At 70.2% G+C, this 16,804-nt stretch carries 14 protein-coding genes; 3 read left to right on the top strand and 11 right to left on the bottom strand.

Annotation, left to right across the window (positions count from 1 at the left end; all coding sequences use genetic code 11):
* Positions 1 to 20: 20 nt before the first annotated feature.
* Both ACSHV8_RS11100 and ACSHV8_RS11095 read right to left on the bottom strand, forming a co-directional pair.
* Positions 21 to 1,520, bottom strand: a complete 1,500-nt coding sequence (locus ACSHV8_RS11100; protein WP_436532013.1) for an alkaline phosphatase PhoX — start codon at positions 1,518 to 1,520, stop codon at positions 21 to 23.
* Between the two features lie 192 nt (positions 1,521 to 1,712).
* Positions 1,713 to 2,663, bottom strand: a complete 951-nt coding sequence (locus ACSHV8_RS11095; RefSeq protein WP_436532011.1) for a zinc-binding dehydrogenase — start codon at positions 2,661 to 2,663, stop codon at positions 1,713 to 1,715.
* Between the two features lie 75 nt (positions 2,664 to 2,738).
* On the opposite strand from ACSHV8_RS11095, the gene ACSHV8_RS11090 reads away from it, so the two are divergent.
* Positions 2,739 to 3,365, top strand: coding sequence for a TetR/AcrR family transcriptional regulator (locus ACSHV8_RS11090; protein WP_436532009.1), 627 nt, complete (start codon positions 2,739 to 2,741; stop codon positions 3,363 to 3,365).
* A 385-nt stretch (positions 3,366 to 3,750) separates the two neighbouring features.
* Here ACSHV8_RS11090 and ACSHV8_RS11085 read toward each other — a convergent pair whose 3' ends face one another.
* From ACSHV8_RS11085 to ACSHV8_RS11055, 7 genes are all read right to left on the bottom strand, one after another.
* Positions 3,751 to 5,205, bottom strand: coding sequence for an SMI1/KNR4 family protein (locus ACSHV8_RS11085; RefSeq protein ID WP_436532007.1), 1,455 nt, complete (start codon positions 5,203 to 5,205; stop codon positions 3,751 to 3,753).
* Between the two features lie 174 nt (positions 5,206 to 5,379).
* Complete coding sequence (locus ACSHV8_RS11080; protein WP_436532005.1) at positions 5,380 to 5,859, bottom strand: hypothetical protein; 480 nt, start codon at positions 5,857 to 5,859, stop codon at positions 5,380 to 5,382.
* Between the two features lie 94 nt (positions 5,860 to 5,953).
* Entirely contained in the window at positions 5,954 to 6,916 is a 963-nt protein-coding gene (gene meaB, locus ACSHV8_RS11075; protein ID WP_436532003.1) for a methylmalonyl Co-A mutase-associated GTPase MeaB, read from the bottom strand.
* Positions 6,913 to 9,084: a methylmalonyl-CoA mutase gene (scpA, locus tag ACSHV8_RS11070; RefSeq protein WP_436532001.1), complete on the bottom strand. Its 2,172-nt coding sequence runs from the start codon at positions 9,082 to 9,084 to the stop codon at positions 6,913 to 6,915. The genes meaB and scpA overlap by 4 nt, the downstream gene beginning before the upstream one ends.
* Positions 9,081 to 10,856, bottom strand: a complete 1,776-nt coding sequence (locus tag ACSHV8_RS11065) for a methylmalonyl-CoA mutase subunit beta (protein WP_436531999.1) — start codon at positions 10,854 to 10,856, stop codon at positions 9,081 to 9,083. Before ACSHV8_RS11065 ends, scpA begins: the two co-directional genes overlap by 4 nt.
* Before the next feature lie 84 nt (positions 10,857 to 10,940).
* On the bottom strand, positions 10,941 to 12,356 hold the full coding sequence (locus tag ACSHV8_RS11060) for a short-chain fatty acyl-CoA regulator family protein (protein ID WP_436531997.1): 1,416 nt from the start codon (positions 12,354 to 12,356) through the stop codon (positions 10,941 to 10,943).
* A 409-nt stretch (positions 12,357 to 12,765) separates the two neighbouring features.
* Complete coding sequence (locus tag ACSHV8_RS11055; RefSeq protein ID WP_436531995.1) at positions 12,766 to 14,505, bottom strand: protein-arginine deiminase family protein; 1,740 nt, start codon at positions 14,503 to 14,505, stop codon at positions 12,766 to 12,768.
* 130 nt (positions 14,506 to 14,635) lie between these two features.
* Between ACSHV8_RS11055 and ACSHV8_RS11050 the strand changes: the two genes are divergently transcribed.
* Positions 14,636 to 14,968: a hypothetical protein gene (locus ACSHV8_RS11050; protein WP_436531993.1), complete on the top strand. Its 333-nt coding sequence runs from the start codon at positions 14,636 to 14,638 to the stop codon at positions 14,966 to 14,968.
* Between the two features lie 73 nt (positions 14,969 to 15,041).
* On the opposite strand, the gene ACSHV8_RS11045 is transcribed toward ACSHV8_RS11050, so the two are convergent.
* Together ACSHV8_RS11045 and ACSHV8_RS11040 are read right to left on the bottom strand one after the other, a co-directional pair.
* Positions 15,042 to 15,212, bottom strand: coding sequence for a hypothetical protein (locus ACSHV8_RS11045; RefSeq protein WP_436531991.1), 171 nt, complete (start codon positions 15,210 to 15,212; stop codon positions 15,042 to 15,044).
* A gap of 36 nt (positions 15,213 to 15,248) precedes the next feature.
* Positions 15,249 to 15,818, bottom strand: a complete 570-nt coding sequence (locus ACSHV8_RS11040; RefSeq protein ID WP_436531989.1) for a peptidoglycan-binding domain-containing protein — start codon at positions 15,816 to 15,818, stop codon at positions 15,249 to 15,251.
* Between the two features lie 507 nt (positions 15,819 to 16,325).
* Here ACSHV8_RS11040 and ACSHV8_RS11035 point away from each other — a divergent pair.
* Complete coding sequence (locus ACSHV8_RS11035; RefSeq protein WP_436531987.1) at positions 16,326 to 16,763, top strand: hypothetical protein; 438 nt, start codon at positions 16,326 to 16,328, stop codon at positions 16,761 to 16,763.
* Positions 16,764 to 16,804 lie beyond the last annotated feature (41 nt).

Here is a 16,804-nt window from a genome sequence, read left to right as displayed (position 1 = left end):
GAATGCTTTCGACGTACGTCTCAGGAAAGGTATTTCTCCCAGGGGCCGGTGATCGCCAGCGTGATGCCGGGGACCTGAATGTTGACGAAGAGAATGCGGCCGTCCGGCGAGAAGGTCGGGCCGGTGAATTCGGAATAGGTCGGCGAACCGTTCGCGGTGCCGTTGCTGATCTGGTTGCGGGCGATCGCGTAGGTCGGGCCGCCCGGGATCGAGCTGAGCACGTGCGACGCACGGACACCGTCCTCGGCGAGGACGAGCGAACCCCACGGGGTGACGGTGACGTTGTCCGGCCCGTCGAAGGTGAGGTCGGCGAACTTCGGGAACGTGCCCTCGGTCTCGGCCGCCGGGTTGTGCGGGAAGTACGTGACCAGGGTCAGCGTCTGGTCGGCGTAGTTGTAGAACCACACCATGCCGTCGTGCTTGGTCGCGTCGGCGGGCAGGTCGTTGGCGCCGAAGGCGAAGCTGTTGACGATGTACGCCCCCTTGCCGTTGCTCCAGACGCCCTCGAACTTCTTGCCGCGGGTGACGGTGCCGTCGGCGAACTGCAGGCGGGTCGGCGTGGTCCGCGCGTCCCGATCCGGCACCTCGGCCCAGGTGACCTTGAACGGGCGGCCGAGCTGGGCCGACGTGAAATAGGCGATGTCGGGGACGATGCTGCCGTCGTCGAGCCGCAGCTGCATCGCCTCCAGCTTGCCGGCGGTGTCGCTGAGCCGGTTGGCCAGGCCGGGGCCGAGACGGGTGCCGGTGGGCGCGGTCCAGCGGTAGAACAGACCGTTCGGCCCGCTGGCGTCCTCGGAGAGATAGACGTGCTTGAGGTTGGGCTCGACGGCCAGGGCCTCGTGCTCGAAGCGCCCGAACGCCTTGATCGGCTTGGGGATCTGGCGCCGGGACTCGTCCTGGGTGACCTCGAAGGCGTAGCCGTGATCCTTCTCGTACACCCCCGACTGGCCGGCCGCGGTCCAGGTCGTGCCCGCGTTGATGAACGTCTCCTCGCAGGTCAGCCACGTTCCCCACGGAGTCACGCCGCCCGCGCAGTTGCGGACCGTGCCGGAAATTCCGACCCACTCCGCCGTACGCCGAGCGTTGCGGTCCGTCGTGATGACGGTGCAGCCGCCGGCGTTGGCCGCGCCCGGGTCGTAGACGGTCGAGGCGATGTGGGGCACCCCGTAGGCCGACATGTGCGGGGTCATCTCGTGGTTCTGGATGATGGTCAGCCGGCCGTGCTCGGAGGCGACCACGCCCGTGCCGTCGTGGTAGGCGGGCGTCTTGCCCTGCCCGAAGGACAGGTCGGTGACGCCCTCGCGGGTGACGATCGTGTAGGCGAACCCGGCCGGCAGGGCGAGAATGCCGTTCGGGTCGTCCTTCAGCGGCGGGAACGGGCGGCCCTGGGGGTCACCGCTCGGCCGGTGCGGCTCGTGGGCCGCGGCCGGCTCGGCGAGACTGGGCAGCACCCCGGCCACGGTCAGGCCGACGCCGGCCGCGGTGCCACCACTGAGGACTTGCCGTCGGGAAACAGCCATGCGCGCTCACTCCTGGGAAAGTCGCTCTTCATGAGATCTGTCGCCGACCAGCCTCTGATCCGTTGGTTAATGTGAGGCGAACCACAGTGAAACAGAGCCTGCTCAAGGCACTACGTCACTGCATTCACGCCAATAAATAAGGAGAGCCTAAGCTAATTTCCCGTACGGATATAGGCGGTTATTCACAACTGTCTACGCTCTGAGGACGATTCGGCCGAACACCTCGCCCGCGTCCATGCGGCGGTGAGCCTGAGCGGCCTCGCTCAGGTCGAGCACGTCGTGAACGACAGGAAGCAGGTCACCCCGGGCCGCGGCAGCCAGTTCGTCCGCGCGGACCGCGTTGCGCGCGGGCACCGGGACCGTGTTGAGGCTGAACGTCGCGAACGATCGGGACCGCTGGAACGCGCGCATCAGGCTCATCCCGAAGTCCGCGGGCGGATAGCCGCCCACGACCCCCACCGCGACCAGCCGCCCGTTGTCGGCGAGCCGGTCCAGGAACCCCGGCAGCCCGGCCCCGCCGACGATGTCGAGGATGACGTCGAACTCGCCCCCGGTCTCGCCGGAACGGTCGAGCACGGTCGTGGCGCCCAGCTGCCGAAGGCGTTTCCCGCGCTCGGGCGAGGACGTGGTCACCGCGATCCGGCCCGCCCCGGCCCGGGCGGCCAGCTGGACGGCCGTGACCCCGATGCTGCCGGCCGCGCCGCGGACCAGCACCGACTCGCCCGGCGCGAACCGGCCGTGGGCGAGCGCGAAGTGGGCGACCGGCGCGGCGCTGCCCAGCGTCACGGCGTCGACCGGCGACAGGCCGTCCGGCAGCGCGGTGATGTCGTCCAGGGCGGCGACCGCCAGTTCGGCGTAGCCGCCGCCGACCCCGGTGAACGCCCACACGGCCCGGCCGATCCACGCCCGGTCGACCCCGTCGCCGACGGCGGTCACCCGGCCCGCGACCTCACTGCCCGGGATGATCCCCGCGCGGAAGCCGTACCCGCCGAGCGTGCCGCGCCGGATCACGGCGTCGACGCCGCCGACCCCGATCGCCTCGGTCGCGATCAGCACCTGCCCGGGGGCCGGCGCCGGGTCGGGCGCGTCGATCACCACCAGGCCGTCCGGGTCACCGAACGCCTGGATGCTCACTGCCTTCACTACGGTCTCCGATCACTCGCGGTACCCGGCCGACGGTAGTGGACGCCCCCGTCCACTTGGCTAGAGTGAGAGCTCATGGACGACCGTTTGCCTCAGATGCTGCGCTCGGACGCGCGGGACAACCGCGACCGTGTCCTTGAGGCGGCCCGGCAACTGTTCTCGGAGCGTGGGCTCGGCGTCCCGATGCGCGAGATCGCCCGCCGGGCCGAGGTCGGACCGGCCACGCTGTACCGGCGCTTCCCGACCAAACAGGCCCTCGTCGACGAGGCGTTCACCGACGAACTGGACGCGTGCAGCGGCATCGTCCGCGACGGCTGCGCCGACCCCGACCCGTGGCGCGGCCTGTGCACGGTGATCCGCGAGATCGCCGAGCTCAACGCGCGCAACCAGGGCTTCGTCGACGCGTTCGCGTCGTCGTACCCGGGCGCGGTCGACTTCGGCGCACACCGGGCGAGCATGCTGCGGGCGCTGACCGGCCTGACTCGCCGCGCCCAGCAGGCCGGCGCCCTGCGGCCGGACTTCGTCCTCGACGACCTGATCCTGGTGTTCATGGCCGGACGCGGGCTGCCGGTCGACGCCCCGGACATCCGGGTGGCCGCCGCCCGCCGGCTGGCCGCCCTGGCCGTCGAAGCGTTCCGCGCCTCCGGCCCGCCGGGCCCACTGCCGCCGCCGGCCCGGGTGCTCGGCGAAGTCCTCCGGTGACCGCGATCAGCTGTTCGAGGGCGTGTCCGGGATGCAGATGTTGTCCGGTCCCAGGATGCCGTCGCTCTCGTCGACCCGGGGTGCGGTCGGGGGCGGGCCGCACGGCGGCGGCGACGCGGATTGCGAAGGCGACGGCGGTGACGGCGGTGGCGTCGAGACTGCGGGCGTCACCGTCTTCTGACCGCAGGCAGACAGCGCGACGGCCACTACGGCGACGACACTGACGGCGACGACACCTCTGACCGGTGACGATCCCATGATCCGAACTCACCGTCCTCACGGCTTGAGCAACGGTCGTGCTCCCCGGCGAATCGTCGCATTCCGGGGCGGGGTTCACGGCCGCTATCGCCGTACGGGAAACCGGGTTTGATCTGTGGTTTTGTAGTCAGCCGCCGGTGAGGGTGTGGACGCCGCCTGATCGCCCGAAGGCCTGTGACCAGCGGACGGCGTCGCCCACCCCGGCGGATCCACCCAGCCCGGCCGCGGCCAGTCGGGGCGGCTTCCCGGTGGTGGCCAGCAGCTGCGTCCACTGGCGGCCGTTGAGGGTCAGGACTCGCAGAGCCGGCAACGTGGCGATGACCTCGATGTCCGGCACCGTCGCACCGGACAGATCCAGGCGGACCAGGTTCGGCAAGGCGGCCAGAGCGGCGATCGGCGTCGGCTCGACGTTGCCTTTCATGGTGAGGTCGGTGACGGTCGGCGGCAGCGTGGCCAGCCGCCAAGCCGCCGCCTCCACGTGCAGACTTTCGATCGGCGGTCCGGCGGGGAGGGCCACGTCGACCATTGGGGCCTCGCCACGAATCACCAGGGATCGCAGGTTAGCGAAATGCCCGAAGTCGGTGAGCCCAACCGGGTCTTCCGTGCGCATCACAACGCCCTGGGCCGTCAACGGCACCTCCGCGACGCTGGTCACCCATATCTCGGGCTCGGGCGGTGACGGACGCTCGCTGCCGAGAGTCGTGATCGCTCGACGGATCAGGTCGGTGACCGACGATGCCACGTATTCGACCGGCGCCCACACGTCCCGCCCGTGCGTGACCACCTGGCCGATGCGGCCCAGCGGACCCGGATCGAGGTCGACCGCCGCAAAATTCATGCCGTAGTCGCCGGCGAACGTCACCCAGCCGTTGCTCGACGACACCCGGCGCACATGCCCGGCCGGAACACAGTCGAAGATGACCGCGTCGTCGAACGGGCCGTCGTGGTAGCCGGGAAAGATCTCCTTGTTCCAGTCGACGAGCACGTCGAGCGGCGCCAGGACGAACGGGTCGAGCAGCCCGGACTCGCCGCTGTCGTCGTGGATCAGCCGGTAGAGCGCCCGCAGATCGTCCGGTAACCGCACCCCGAGGTGGTGTTCAGCGGCCCGGATCTCCTCCTCGGTGTAGCCGGGCGCGTAGCCCGCCGGGTGATGCCGCGCGACGAACCCGCCGACCAGGTGCTCGACCTCGGCCAGCACCGCTGGATCGGTAACCCGGATGTCGGCGGTGCCGGGTTCCCGGGCCGGCGGCAGTTCATGTCCGGGCAGGCGGTACTCGGCGTCGAGGACGATCCGAGCCGGCAGCGAGGGCAGGTCCCGCGACCAGTGGATCGTGTAGATCCCGTTCGGGTCACCGATCATCTCGAGGACCATGCCGGGGCCGGCAACCCCGGGCAGCGCCGCCATCGCATCGTTGAGGTCCAGGTTGTTCCAGCGGCCGAGCAGGGCCGGCTCACCCGCCATGGAGTAGGTCTGGCTCCGGTGACCGTGCGGGTCCACGGTGGTCAGCTGATATCCGGGCTCCCGCAGTCCCGCTACGAAGGCCTTGCCCAGCCGGTGCAGTACCTCGTCGATCGCGGTCACGGCGGGATTATGCCAGCCGCGTGGGCCCTCGATCGTGCCTGCTGCCGCCGCCCACCGCGGTGTCGAGCGACGTTCTCCTCCGGTCGGACGCCTCCGGACAGGCGGCGCCATCGCGGCCCGCCTGTCCGTGGTTTCCCGACATGCTTGCGGTGCCCGGCCCGGCTTCGGGCGGGCTCAGCAGCGTTGCAGGTTGTAGACGATTCGGGCGCCACCGGCGGTCTCCTCCGACGTGGCCTCCGAGCACTCGAATCCCGAGAATTCGTTCACGCCGGAGTACCGCCGGATGCCCGTGCCGGCCTCGAATCGCAGGTTGAGGGTCACGCCGTCGGCCGGGCCGGACTCACAGGACGTGAGGTAGTCCACGCTACCGACGGTTTCGTACGCGTCCTCGCTCTCGATCTGCCCGGTGCCGACCGCGTGCCGGGCGATGTAGGCGGGCGGCACCGTGATGAAGAACCCCGGACTGTCGGTACTTTTTGCCGTGCGGATCAGACTGCAGTCGGATCCGTTGTAGATCACCACATCGACGGCGCGGTACCCGGGCGCCACCGAAGGCCCGGACGCGGCGGCCTGAGCCGGTGACGCCGGCAACGCACCGGTCCCGGCGAGCAACGCCAGCGCCGCGGTCCGGCGGGCGAAATTCGTGACATTCATGGCGGCAGCCTAGAGTTCGAGTGGGCCCTGAGCTGCGGAAACGAACGATTATGGCCCCGCCGGGGACCCTTCGTACCGGAAATCGGGTTTGGTTTCAGGTCTTGTCGTAGGCGTCGAGCAGCAGCGAGGTGGCCTGGGCCGGGGTCAGCGTGCCGTCGAGGATCTGCTGCTCCGCGTCGGTGGCGGCCGCCCGGACCGCGGGGCTGTTGCGGAAACGACTCAGGACCGCTTCCTCGGCCATCGAGCGCATCCAGCCGACCTGCTGGCGGCGGCGACGCTCGGCGAGGTCGAGGCTTTCGCGGTGGGCGGTCAGCTGGGACCAGACCTCGGCGACTCCGGTGCCTTCGAGAGCGCTGCAGGTCAGGACCGGCGTGGTCCAGTTCGTATCGTCGCGGATCAGGTGCAGGGCGCCGGCGAGTTCGCGGGCGGCCCGCTTGGCCTCGGCCGTGTGCGGGCCGTCGGCCTTGTTGACCGTGATCACGTCGGCGATCTCCAGGATGCCTTTTTTGATGCCCTGCAGCTGGTCGCCGGTGCGGGCCAGGGCCAGCAGCAGGAACGAGTCGACCATGTCGGCGACGGTGATCTCGGACTGGCCGACGCCGACGGTCTCGACGATGACGACGTCGTAGCCGGCGGCTTCGACGACGACGATGGCCTCGCGGGTGGCCTTGGCGACGCCGCCGAGGGTGCCGGCGGTCGGGGACGGGCGGACGTAGGCGTTCGGGTCGGCGGCCAGGCGGGCCATCCGGGTCTTGTCGCCGAGGATGCTGCCGCGACTGCGCACCGAGGAGGGGTCGACGGCCAGGACCGCCACGCGGTGGCCGGCGGCGGTGAGGTCGCTGCCCAGGGCGTCGATGAAGGTGGATTTGCCGGCGCCGGGTACGCCGCTGATGCCGATGCGGTGGGAGCGGCCGGTGTCCGGGAGCAGCTCTTTCAAAAGCTGCTGGGCCTGGCTCTGGTGATCGGCGCGGGTGGATTCGACCAGGGTGATGGCGCGGGCGACCCAGGCCGGGGTGCGGTTGCGCACCCCGGCGGCCATCTCGTCCAGGGCGATCACCGGTGGCCGAGCTGCGCCGACAGGTCGGCCAGCAGGTCGATCGCCGCGTCGGCCAGGACCGTGCCGGGCGGGAAGATCGCGGCGGCGCCGGCCTCGCGCAGCGCGTCGTAGTCCTGCGGCGGGATCACACCCCCGGCGATGATCATGATGTCCGGGCGGCCCTGCGCGGCCAGTTCGTCCCGCAGGGCGGGGACGAGCGTGAGGTGTCCGGCGGCCAGCGAGTTGACGCCGACGATGTGCACGTCGGCCTCGATCGCCTGGCGGGCCACCTCGGCCGGCGTCGCGAACAGCGGCCCCACGTCGACGTCGAAGCCGAGGTCGGCGAACGCGGTGGCCACCACTTTCTGGCCGCGGTCGTGCCCGTCCTGGCCCATCTTGGCGACCAGGATGCGCGGCTGCCGGCCTTCGGCCTCGGCGAACGCCGTGGTGGCGGCCCGGGCGCGCTCGATGTTGCTCACCTCGCCGGCCTCCTTGCGGTACACCCCGGAGATGGTACGGACGCGCGCGGTGTGCCGCCCGTACACCTTCTCGAGCGCGTCGGAGATCTCGCCGACGGTCGCTTTGGCGCGGGCCGCGTCGACCGCGAGTTCGAGCAGGTTCGCCTTCGGGTCGCCGGCGGCGTTGGTCAGTGCGGCCAGCGCGTCGGTGCAGGCGGTCTCGTCGCGTTCGGCCCGCAGCCGGCGCAGTTTCTCGATCTGCGCGGCCCGGACCGCCGCGTTGTCGATCTTGAGGACTTCGATCGGCGCGTCGGACGCCGGCCGGTACTTGTTCACGCCGATCACCGGCTGGCGGCCGGAGTCGATGCGGGCCTGAGTGCGGGCCGCGGCCTCTTCGATGCGCATCTTCGGGATGCCCTCGTCGATGGCGCGGGCCATCCCGCCGGCCGCCTCGACCTCCTCGATGTGCTCCCAGGCGCGGGCGGCCAGGTCCCGGGTGAGTTGCTCGACGTAGGCGCTGCCACCCCACGGGTCGGCGACGCGGGTCGTGCCGGACTCCTGCTGCAGCACCAGCTGCGTGTTGCGGGCGATCCGGGCCGAGAAGTCGGTCGGCAGGGCGAGCGCCTCGTCGAGGGCGTTGGTGTGCAGCGACTGCGTGTGCCCCTGGGTCGCGGCCATCGCCTCGACGCAGGTGCGCATCACGTTGTTGTAGACGTCCTGCGCGGTCAGCGACCAGCCGGAGGTCTGCGAGTGCGCGCGCAGGCTCAGCGAGCGAGGATCCTTCGGCCCGAACTCGCGCACCAGCTTGGCCCAGAGCAGCCGGCCGGCGCGCAGCTTGGCGACCTCCATGAAGAAGTTCATGCCGATCGCCCAGAAGAACGACAGCCGCGGCGCGAACGCGTCGATGTCCAGGCCGGCGTCCCGGCCGGCGCGCAGGTACTCCACGCCGTCGGCCAGCGTGTAGGCCAGCTCCAGGTCGGCCGTCGCCCCGGCCTCCTGGATGTGATAGCCCGAGATGGAGATCGAGTTGAAGCGCGGCATCCGCTGCGAGGTGTACGCGAAGATGTCGGAGATGATCCGCATCGACGGCCCGGGCGGATAGATGTAGGTGTTGCGGACCATGAACTCTTTGAGGATGTCGTTCTGGATCGTGCCGGACAGCTTCTCCGGCGGAACGCCCTGCTCCTCACCGGCGACGATGTAGAGCGCCAGGATCGGCAGCACCGCGCCGTTCATCGTCATCGACACGCTCATCCGGTCCAGGGGGATGCCCTCGAACAGCTGCCGCATGTCGTAGATGGAGTCGATCGCCACCCCGGCCATGCCGACGTCACCGGTCACCCGCGGGTGGTCGGAGTCGTAGCCGCGGTGGGTGGGCAGGTCGAACGCGACCGACAGGCCCTTCTGCCCGGCGGCCAGGTTGCGGCGGTAGAACGCGTTGGACTCCTGCGCGGTGGAGAATCCCGCGTACTGGCGGATGGTCCACGGCTGGTTGACGTACATCGTCGGGTAGGGCCCGCGGACGTACGGGGCGATGCCCGGGTAGGCGTCGAGACCGGTCAGAGCGTCGCCGGTGTACAGCGCCGGAACCGCGATGCCCTCCGGGGTCGCCCAGGTCAGCTCGTCGGCCGTCCGGCCCGTCTCGGCCAGCACGGCGTCCCGCCAGGCCTGCTCGGCGCCGGGCGCCGGGGACGGGTCGGTCAGTTTCGCCGTGGAGAAGTCGGGGATCATCGCGGCACTCCGAGGTCGTCCAGAACGGTGGTCAGCGTGGCGATGGCGTCGCCACCGGTGAAGACGTACCCGTCGATGCCCGGGTAGTCGCCGCGGCCGGCCAGCAGGACCCGGCTCGCGCCGCCGGCCCGCAACACCTCCGAGCTTGGAAAAGCTTCTTCGGCGTACGCCTTGTCCGGCCCACAGACGCAGGCCACCGGCGACGCGCCGTCGGTGACGGCAATGCCCCCGGCCGCGAGCAGGTTGGTCACGAACGTGACCCGCGGCCCGTGCGCGGCCGGCGACCCGAGAACCGCGAGCCGGACCGCCGGGCGGCTGCCGGTCGCGGCCAGGTGCGCGTCGCTGCGGTCACGCAGCCGCTCGAACGCCTCGGCCAGCCGATGCCGTGGCAGTCCACCACCGGCCGGCTCGGGTACGGGCGTCCGCTCGGGCAGCCGCTCCCCCAGGTTCGGGAACTCGCTCACCCCGGTCAGCGGGTCGCGGCGGTGGGCCAGGTTGTCGGCGCGTTTCGCCCAGGTCGCGGCGAGCCGGTCGGCGATCAGGCCGCTGTCCAACCCGGCGACGATCCCGCCCGCGCCCTCGATCGTGGTGAACCAGTCCCAGGCGGCGTGGGCCAGGTCCTCGGTGTAGCGCTCGACGTACCAGGAGCCGCCCGCCGGGTCGGCCACCCGGGCCACGTGCGACTCCTCGACCAGCAGGATCGAGGTGTTGCGGGCCAGCCGCCGGGCGAACGCGTCGGGCCGGCCGAGCCGGTGATCGAACGGCAGGACGGTGACGGCGTCCGCGCCGCCGACGCCGGCGGCGAACGTGGCCAGGGTGGTCCGCAGCAGGTTCACCCACGGGTCGCGGGCGGTCATCATCGCGGCCGACGTCACCGCGTGCTGGTGCTGGGCGCCGGCCTCCGGGGCGCCGCACATCTCGGCGACCCGGGCCCAGACGCGGCGGGCGGCACGCAGCTTGGCGATCGTGGCGAACTGGTCGGCGGTCGCGGCGAACCGGAACTCCAGCTGGCCGAGCGCCTTCTCGATCGGCAGGCCGGCGTCGGTGAGTACACGCAGGTAGGCGACCCCGGCGGCCAGGGCGCAGGCCAGTTCCTCGGCGTCGGACGCGCCGGCCTCGTGATAGACGGTCGCGTCGACGGTGATCGCCCGCAGACCGGGATAGTCGGCCGCACACCGAACCGCGAGCGCGGCCGCGTCGCCGAGGCCGGTTGCCGCCTCACCGGTGCGCGCCTGCCATCCGAGCGGGTCGGCGCCGAGCCCGCCACGCGCCTTGAGCGGCTCGTCGAGCAGCGCGAACAACGCCTCGGCGGCGGCCACGAAATTCGGGCCGGGGTCGAGAACCACCGCGGCCAGATCCAGGTAGACACCGTCGAGTGCCGCCGGCAGCACACTCGGTGGCACGGCCAGCCACAGCGAGGTGACCCCGTTCTCCAGATCGGTCAGGATCTCCTCACGGACCTGCTTCGGATCCGAGCCCCCGTGCCGCTGCCGCAGATCCCACCCGCCCACGGCCCGGGACCCGCGCACGAACGGGAACTGCCCCGGCAGCCCCGACGGCGGAACCGGCGGCCCGTCCGGCGTGTGCAACGCCGCCACCTTCAGCCCGTCATAGGTCACCGAAGCCAGCAGCTCCTCGACCTGCTCGGGCGTCGTGTCCTCGGTCGCCCCGCCCGATTTGCGCAGCGCGGCCAGGGCCAGGCGCCGCCACTGCTCAGCGGTGGCCGCGGGGAAATCCGCACCCAGCGTGAGCCCCTCAGCTGACGTCGACACGCGTTTCCTTCCGATCAGTGACGTTCGGTAACCCTGCCCGCCGGGGTGGCCGGCGACAACCCCTACCAACTCCAGTTAACGCCGTCATGGGCTGCGCAGAATCGGGTACGGCACGGCGGTACGCCGGTTCTCGTCCACGGCCAGCGAGCCCCCGGCCGGTGGTCGGGCGCGCTGCGCGCAGTCCTGCCGTTCGCAGATCCGGCACCCCAGCCCGATCGGGGTCGCCCCGCGCGGATCGTCGAGTGCGACCCCCTCCGAGTAGACCAGCCGGTGGGCGTGCCGCAACTCGCAGCCGAGCGCCACCGCGAACGTGCTGCGCGGCGCGTGATGCCCGAACCCGCCCCGCGTCACCGTCCGCGCGATCCAGAAGTACCGTTTGCCGTCCGGCATCTCCGCGACCTGCGTGAGGATCCGGCCCGGGGCCGCGAACGCCTCGTACACGGTCCACAGCGGGCACGTCCCGCCCAGCCGCGAGAAGTGGAAATCGCTGGCCGACTGCCGTTTCGAGATGTTCCCGGCCCGGTCCACCCGCAGGAACGCGAACGGCACCCCGCGCAGCGCCGGCCGCTGCAGCGTGCTCAGCCGATGGCACACCGTCTCGAACCCCACCCCGAACCGGGCGCCGAGCAGCTCGATGTCGTACCGCAACTCCTCGGCGGCGTCGTGGAAAGCGGTGTACGGCATCAGCAGCGCCCCGGCGAAGTAGCTGGCCAGTCCGATCCGGGCCAGCGGCGCCGCCTCACCCTGCAGCAGCGGATCGGCCGCGAGGGCGGTGAGCAGGCCACCGTGCGCGAGCACGGCCAGCTGCGTCGCCAACTGGAACGCCCGCTGCCCGTCGGTGTGCGTGCCGTTCAGGTACAGCACCGCGCTGTCCGGGTCGTAGCGCCGCACATCCGGCCCCGGGCGATTACTGCCGGTGAACACGACCCGTACGCCGAAATGCTCGTCAAGATGACGGACAAGCGCGTCGGCCACCCGGCCCGGCGCCAGATCCAGGCGTGACGCAAGATCCTCGGCGGCCCGGTCGAGCGGATCGAAGTAGTTGTGATGCGCGTAGAAGAAGTCCCGCACATCATCATGCGGCTCACTGAGCGTGAAGTCCGGCCCGGCCAGCGCGGCGACCCGATCGGCGGCGTCCCGGTAGCGGTGATGCAGCGCCACCAGCGCCCGCGCGATCTCCGGATAGTCGCGGATCATCTCGCTGACGTCGGTGGCGCTCAGCTCGGTCCCGCTGGCCTCGTCGGCGAGGGCCGCGCGCAGGTCCGTGCCGAGCCGCTCCTCGTCGGCGTCCGAGAAGAACTCCGGATCGACCCCGAGCACCTCGGCGATCCGCAGCAGCACGGCCGCGGTCAGCGGGCGCAGGCTCTGCTCGATCTGGTTCAGGTAGCTGGTGGAGATCTCCAGGCGACGGGCGAGCTCGATCTGGCTGAGGCCGTGCTCACGGCGCAGCCGGCGCAACTTCGCGTGCGCCCAGATCTTCTTCCCGCCCGTCCGGGTCATCTTGCGAAATTAGCATTCGCACCTTCCACAGAATTCGCAGCCGAGCCGTCCCGCGATGGTCGTCTTTCACAAACCAATCAAGATCAAATTCTTCATGTCCTATCTCCGCCGGGGTACAGACCGTCGCTCCCGCGGGGACCCTTCCGGGGCCCGCAGGGCGCTGGCGCGCCCAGAACGCGAGCCCCTCCAGGGCGACGTCCGCTGTTGGCCGAGCTCAACCCAAAACCCCCTCCGCCCCGCGCAACGCCTTACCCGAGCCCGCCGCCACTCCAGCCCCGGCCGCGCTCACCGCCCCCGGCCGGCATTCAGGGCTTGTCTCGGAGGCCCTGAAGCAACCCTGAGTGCCGACCGGGGGCCCGGGGTCACGCTGCGGCCCGGACCGAGTGATTCCGGGCCCCAGCGCGAGAGGTCAGGGGATCGTGCGGAACGTATTCGTGGAACAGTGGATCTCGCCGAGGGAGACGTGGGCCGAGGTCAGATCGTCGACGTAGGTGACCTTGTAGCCGATGCCGCGCATGACCTCGGAGATCGCGGTGGCGAAGATGTCACGTCCGCCGACGATCGGGCCGAACGGCTTCGGTGCGACATATCGGCCGGCGCCGGCCAGCAGGCCGTTCACCGGGTTCGGGGTTTCGGCGCCGGCGTTGCGCAGGGCGGCCTGGGCGGCCACGGCCTTGTCACGCTCCGGGCCCGGCGGCAGGCTGTCGATCTCGCTCTGGAGCAGGCCCCAGTCGAAGCCGCGGGCGCCGTACAGCATCGGGATCCGGACGACACGGGACGCGGGCAGACCCAGCGCGGCGATCGCGGCGTCGATCTTGCGGGCGGCGATCCGGTTCGTGTCCAGGAACTGCTCGTCGGCCCGGAACTCGCCGACTGTGCGCTGGTCGATGCGGCCCGCCACGTCCCCCAGGTCGGGCAGGTTGCCGTGCAGACGTGTGCCGGCCGGGACGGTCGAGAGCAGGGCGACGCCGGCCGACGGGTCGGCCACGATCACCTTCCAGGAATCGCCGACCGGGACGAACTGGAGGAACTCGTCGACGTGGCCGACCTCCAGCCAGGCCGAGTCCACGATCGTCACCGTCGTACCCTGCGCCTTCAGGAACGTGACCAGCTCCGGCGCCGGCTTGCCGCCCAGGACGACCCGGCCGTCCGGCACGGTCTCCAGGTTGCCCATCGAGTCGTAGGTGTTCAGGTCGTCGACCCCGTCGACCGGCGTGGTCGGGATGAACACCGCACCGATGTCCGGCCCGCGCAACTGTGTGTAGACGATCCGGTCGGCCTGGCGGTGCGCCTGGTTCGGCGAGGTGATCAGCACGCGCATGGCGTGACCGTTCATGACCTGGTAGGCGGGCTCGAAGAGGTCCTGCATCCAGTCGTCGGTCGGGTCGGTGGTGTCGATCAGCGACATCGGGACGCCGTCGGGCAGAACCGCGGCGGTCGCGGCCCGCCACGCCTTGCCGTTGGCGTCGTCCGCGGTCGCGGCGAGCACCCGCTCCAGCGGCCGGGTGTTGAGCTGGGTACGGATCGGGGCCTCACGAAGCCGTACGTCCGCGGACTTGATCCTGTTCTTGGACGTCACGCGAAGCGTGACCGTGGCCGTGCCGTCCCAGACGGCCCGGTCCCGCACCACGTCCCGGCCCTCCACGCCGAGCTCGACACCGTGCCGCAACTCGTCCGTGGTCAGCGTCGTCGCGACCTCCCAGCCCTGGCGCTTCACGAAGACCCGCACGTCGCCGGTGGTGATCACCTGCGCGGTCGCCCCGTCCGGCGACGAGGTGAACGAGGCGTGCAGCCGCGCCAGATCCTGCTCGTCGCGGGCGCCGTTGACGATCTCGTCGGAGGCGTCGTTGCAGGCCGCGAGCTGCCGATCGGCCAGGGTCTGCTCGTCGCGGTACTCCTTGCGCTGCGCGAGCGTCGGATCGTCGATCTGGTAGTAGCGCGTCGAGTTGTCCTCCTCGCGGGCCACGGCCGCCTTCGCGATCTTGCGGGCCGGCGCCCGGCACTTCCCGGCGTCGTCGTCGATGTTGGCCAGGAAGACCTCGCCCGGCGTACGGACGGTGAGCTCCGGCCCGTCCGACTCACCGGCATACGCCGTGATCGGCACCGCCGCGAGCACCAGCACGACCGGAACGAACAGTATTCGTCTCATGCCGCCCGATGCTCACGAACACTTGTCAGATTCCCGTTTCCCGGCCGTCGTGATGTCATGTGCCGCCTGTGCGGCCACGCCCTGCGGCGCTCACCCTCAGGCCCGTCGAATCGGGTGGCAGAATCGCGCGGTGGACTGGCGTGAACTCTTGTCAATGGTCGAGAAGCGACTCGGGATGTACGTCGGACGCCCGAGATATGACCGGGCTTTCTCGGTCATCACCGGCTTCGACCTTGCTCGCGGGCAGGGCGAGCTGGCGGAGTTCCAGCAGTGGATGCTCCGACGCCATCCGGGCAGCCCTCTGACTTTCTGGGCCCTGATCCTGGTGGAGGCCTTCGGCGACCATGCGGATGAGAGTCGCCTGGTCACCGATGAGGACCACCAGCTCGCCGTCGAAGTCCTCTGCCGGCGCCTTCGTGAGTTCCTCGGCCTTACCGAACCGCAGGTCGAGGAACTTTCGTGAAATTTGCTTTCGCTCGGAGGCAGAGTGTCCGGACCTCATCAAGCGCGACTGCGGAGACGGACCGGCCGGTGCCTTACTGGTCCAGTTCGCTGTTCTGCAGGGGATCGTGCTCGTCGAGGCCGTAGCGGTACTTGTAGACGGCCAGCACCAGATCCCGGACCGGGTCCGGGCGGTCACAGATCCTGGCCGGTGACCGGGGCGAACAAGCATCCGGATCACCCGCACGCGCCTCGGCATGTCCCATCAAAACCGCTCTGACCACTTGTTGTCCGCAGTGCCGTCACTCGAACGTCAGGTCACACCACACGCCGGAACCAAAACCCGCAGGGGCACCAGCTACAGCGCCGACCCCGACACCGAGCGCACCGCATGAGATCGACTTGACCGCTTTCCCGAAACCGCTGATGTTCAAGCCGGAGACGACCGCGCCGTCGTCACAGCCCCAGCCCAGCGCGGGGTTACACGGCTTGCCCTGACCGTGCGGACGGCGCGCACCCCGCTCGAACCACCTAGCCAGGGCGGCCCGGGAGCGGACACCGAACCGGCCATTCGGCGTCACACTCGACACATATCGCCGCTGGAACACTTGCACCAGTTCACGTGTCTGCTCCGTGTACACCCCGTCGATCGGGATCACGGTCTTCTTGGTGCCGACCGCCCAGTTCATCCATGTCTGCAAACTGATGACGCAGGAACCAACCGTCCCGACATCCATCACGTCACACTCAGCCATCTCCACTGTGATGTGAGTCTTCGCCGGTGAGACGACGTCTGCCCGCGCCGGAGTCATCGAACTGAGCGTCAACAGCGCCGCGCCCACCGCTGCCGTGACGAACCGGAGTACCTGCATTCCTACCCCTAAGACCAGAAACCGAAGACTACTCGTAGTTACCAACCGTAGACAGTGGAAGACGGCAACAGCAGACCTTTCCCTCGAAAGGTTTACGCAGGTCCGGCATTAGACTCACGGCTTCGAAAAACGCCGCGCATTCACCGTCAGTGACCGGTTTGGCAGCGTGCCGGCCCTAGGGCGGTCACGTTCCGTACAGAGTTCAGGAATGACGCCGTCGGTGTCATACAGCGCCAGGACATCGATGAGCACCTTGAGTGCTTCCCCTGCTCCCTCCGCCTCCAAAAAGGCCGTTCACTCCCGGAAGCCACTGTTCAGGGCACCGCTCCGCGAGAACGCAACAACCCTGACCTCAGGCCCCGGCCGTACCGCTCTGACTGATCGGAGGGTATCGCTGGGATTGGGGGCGCACGCTACGATGCGTCTCCAGTCGGTGCACGCTTCGTGATCTTGGTGGGGTTTGTGGATCCGTTGGGGCTTGGTTTCGATCCACGGTCGGCGTCGCAGGTGGCTGCCGCGGTGGTGCCGTACGTGGTGGCAGCAGCGAAGTCGTTGGGTGAACGCCTGTGGTCACAGGCCGAGGACGTCGCGACGGCGGAGGCGGCCGGCTGGGGCCGGCGGCTGGCGTCGCGGTTGCGGGGCTCGGCGCCGGGTGAGGCTGTCGGCGAGGCGGTCAGCGACGTGATCGCGGATCCCGGCAACACGAACACACACGCGGCGTTGCGGCTGCAGATCGGCAAAGCTCTGACCGGGTCACCGGAACTGCTGGCCGAGGTGGCGGCGCTGCTACGACAGGCGCAGCAGGCCACCGCGTCGGGTGACCGGTCGGTGGCGGGTTCGGTCAGCGACAGCATCGTGGTGACCGGCGACCGTTCGGTGGGATACGCCGGCGGCACGGTGATCACCGGTGACAACAACACCGTGCGCGGCGGCGGCCACCCGTGAACGAACCAGGGACGCACGTCCCCGGCGAACGCGCGGTCGGT

This window comes from Actinoplanes sp. HUAS TT8 (assembly GCF_051380535.1).
Taxonomy (GTDB): Bacteria; Actinomycetota; Actinomycetes; order Mycobacteriales; family Micromonosporaceae; genus Actinoplanes.
Note: the sequence above shows the minus strand (reverse complement) of the source record. Positions and strands in the feature narration are given on the sequence as shown.

Coding starts and splice junctions, on each gene's coding strand:
- ACSHV8_RS11100 (WP_436532013.1), bottom strand. CDS start 1,520: ATGGCTGTTTCCCGACGGCAAGTCCTCAGTGGTGGCACCGCGGCCGGC.
- ACSHV8_RS11090 (WP_436532009.1), top strand. CDS start 2,739: ATGGACGACCGTTTGCCTCAGATGCTGCGCTCGGACGCGCGGGACAAC.
- ACSHV8_RS11080 (WP_436532005.1), bottom strand. CDS start 5,859: ATGAATGTCACGAATTTCGCCCGCCGGACCGCGGCGCTGGCGTTGCTC.
- scpA (WP_436532001.1), bottom strand. CDS start 9,084: ATGATCCCCGACTTCTCCACGGCGAAACTGACCGACCCGTCCCCGGCG.
- ACSHV8_RS11060 (WP_436531997.1), bottom strand. CDS start 12,356: ATGACCCGGACGGGCGGGAAGAAGATCTGGGCGCACGCGAAGTTGCGC.
- ACSHV8_RS11055 (WP_436531995.1), bottom strand. CDS start 14,505: ATGAGACGAATACTGTTCGTTCCGGTCGTGCTGGTGCTCGCGGCGGTG.
- ACSHV8_RS11045 (WP_436531991.1), bottom strand. CDS start 15,212: ATGGGACATGCCGAGGCGCGTGCGGGTGATCCGGATGCTTGTTCGCCC.
- ACSHV8_RS11040 (WP_436531989.1), bottom strand. CDS start 15,818: ATGCAGGTACTCCGGTTCGTCACGGCAGCGGTGGGCGCGGCGCTGTTG.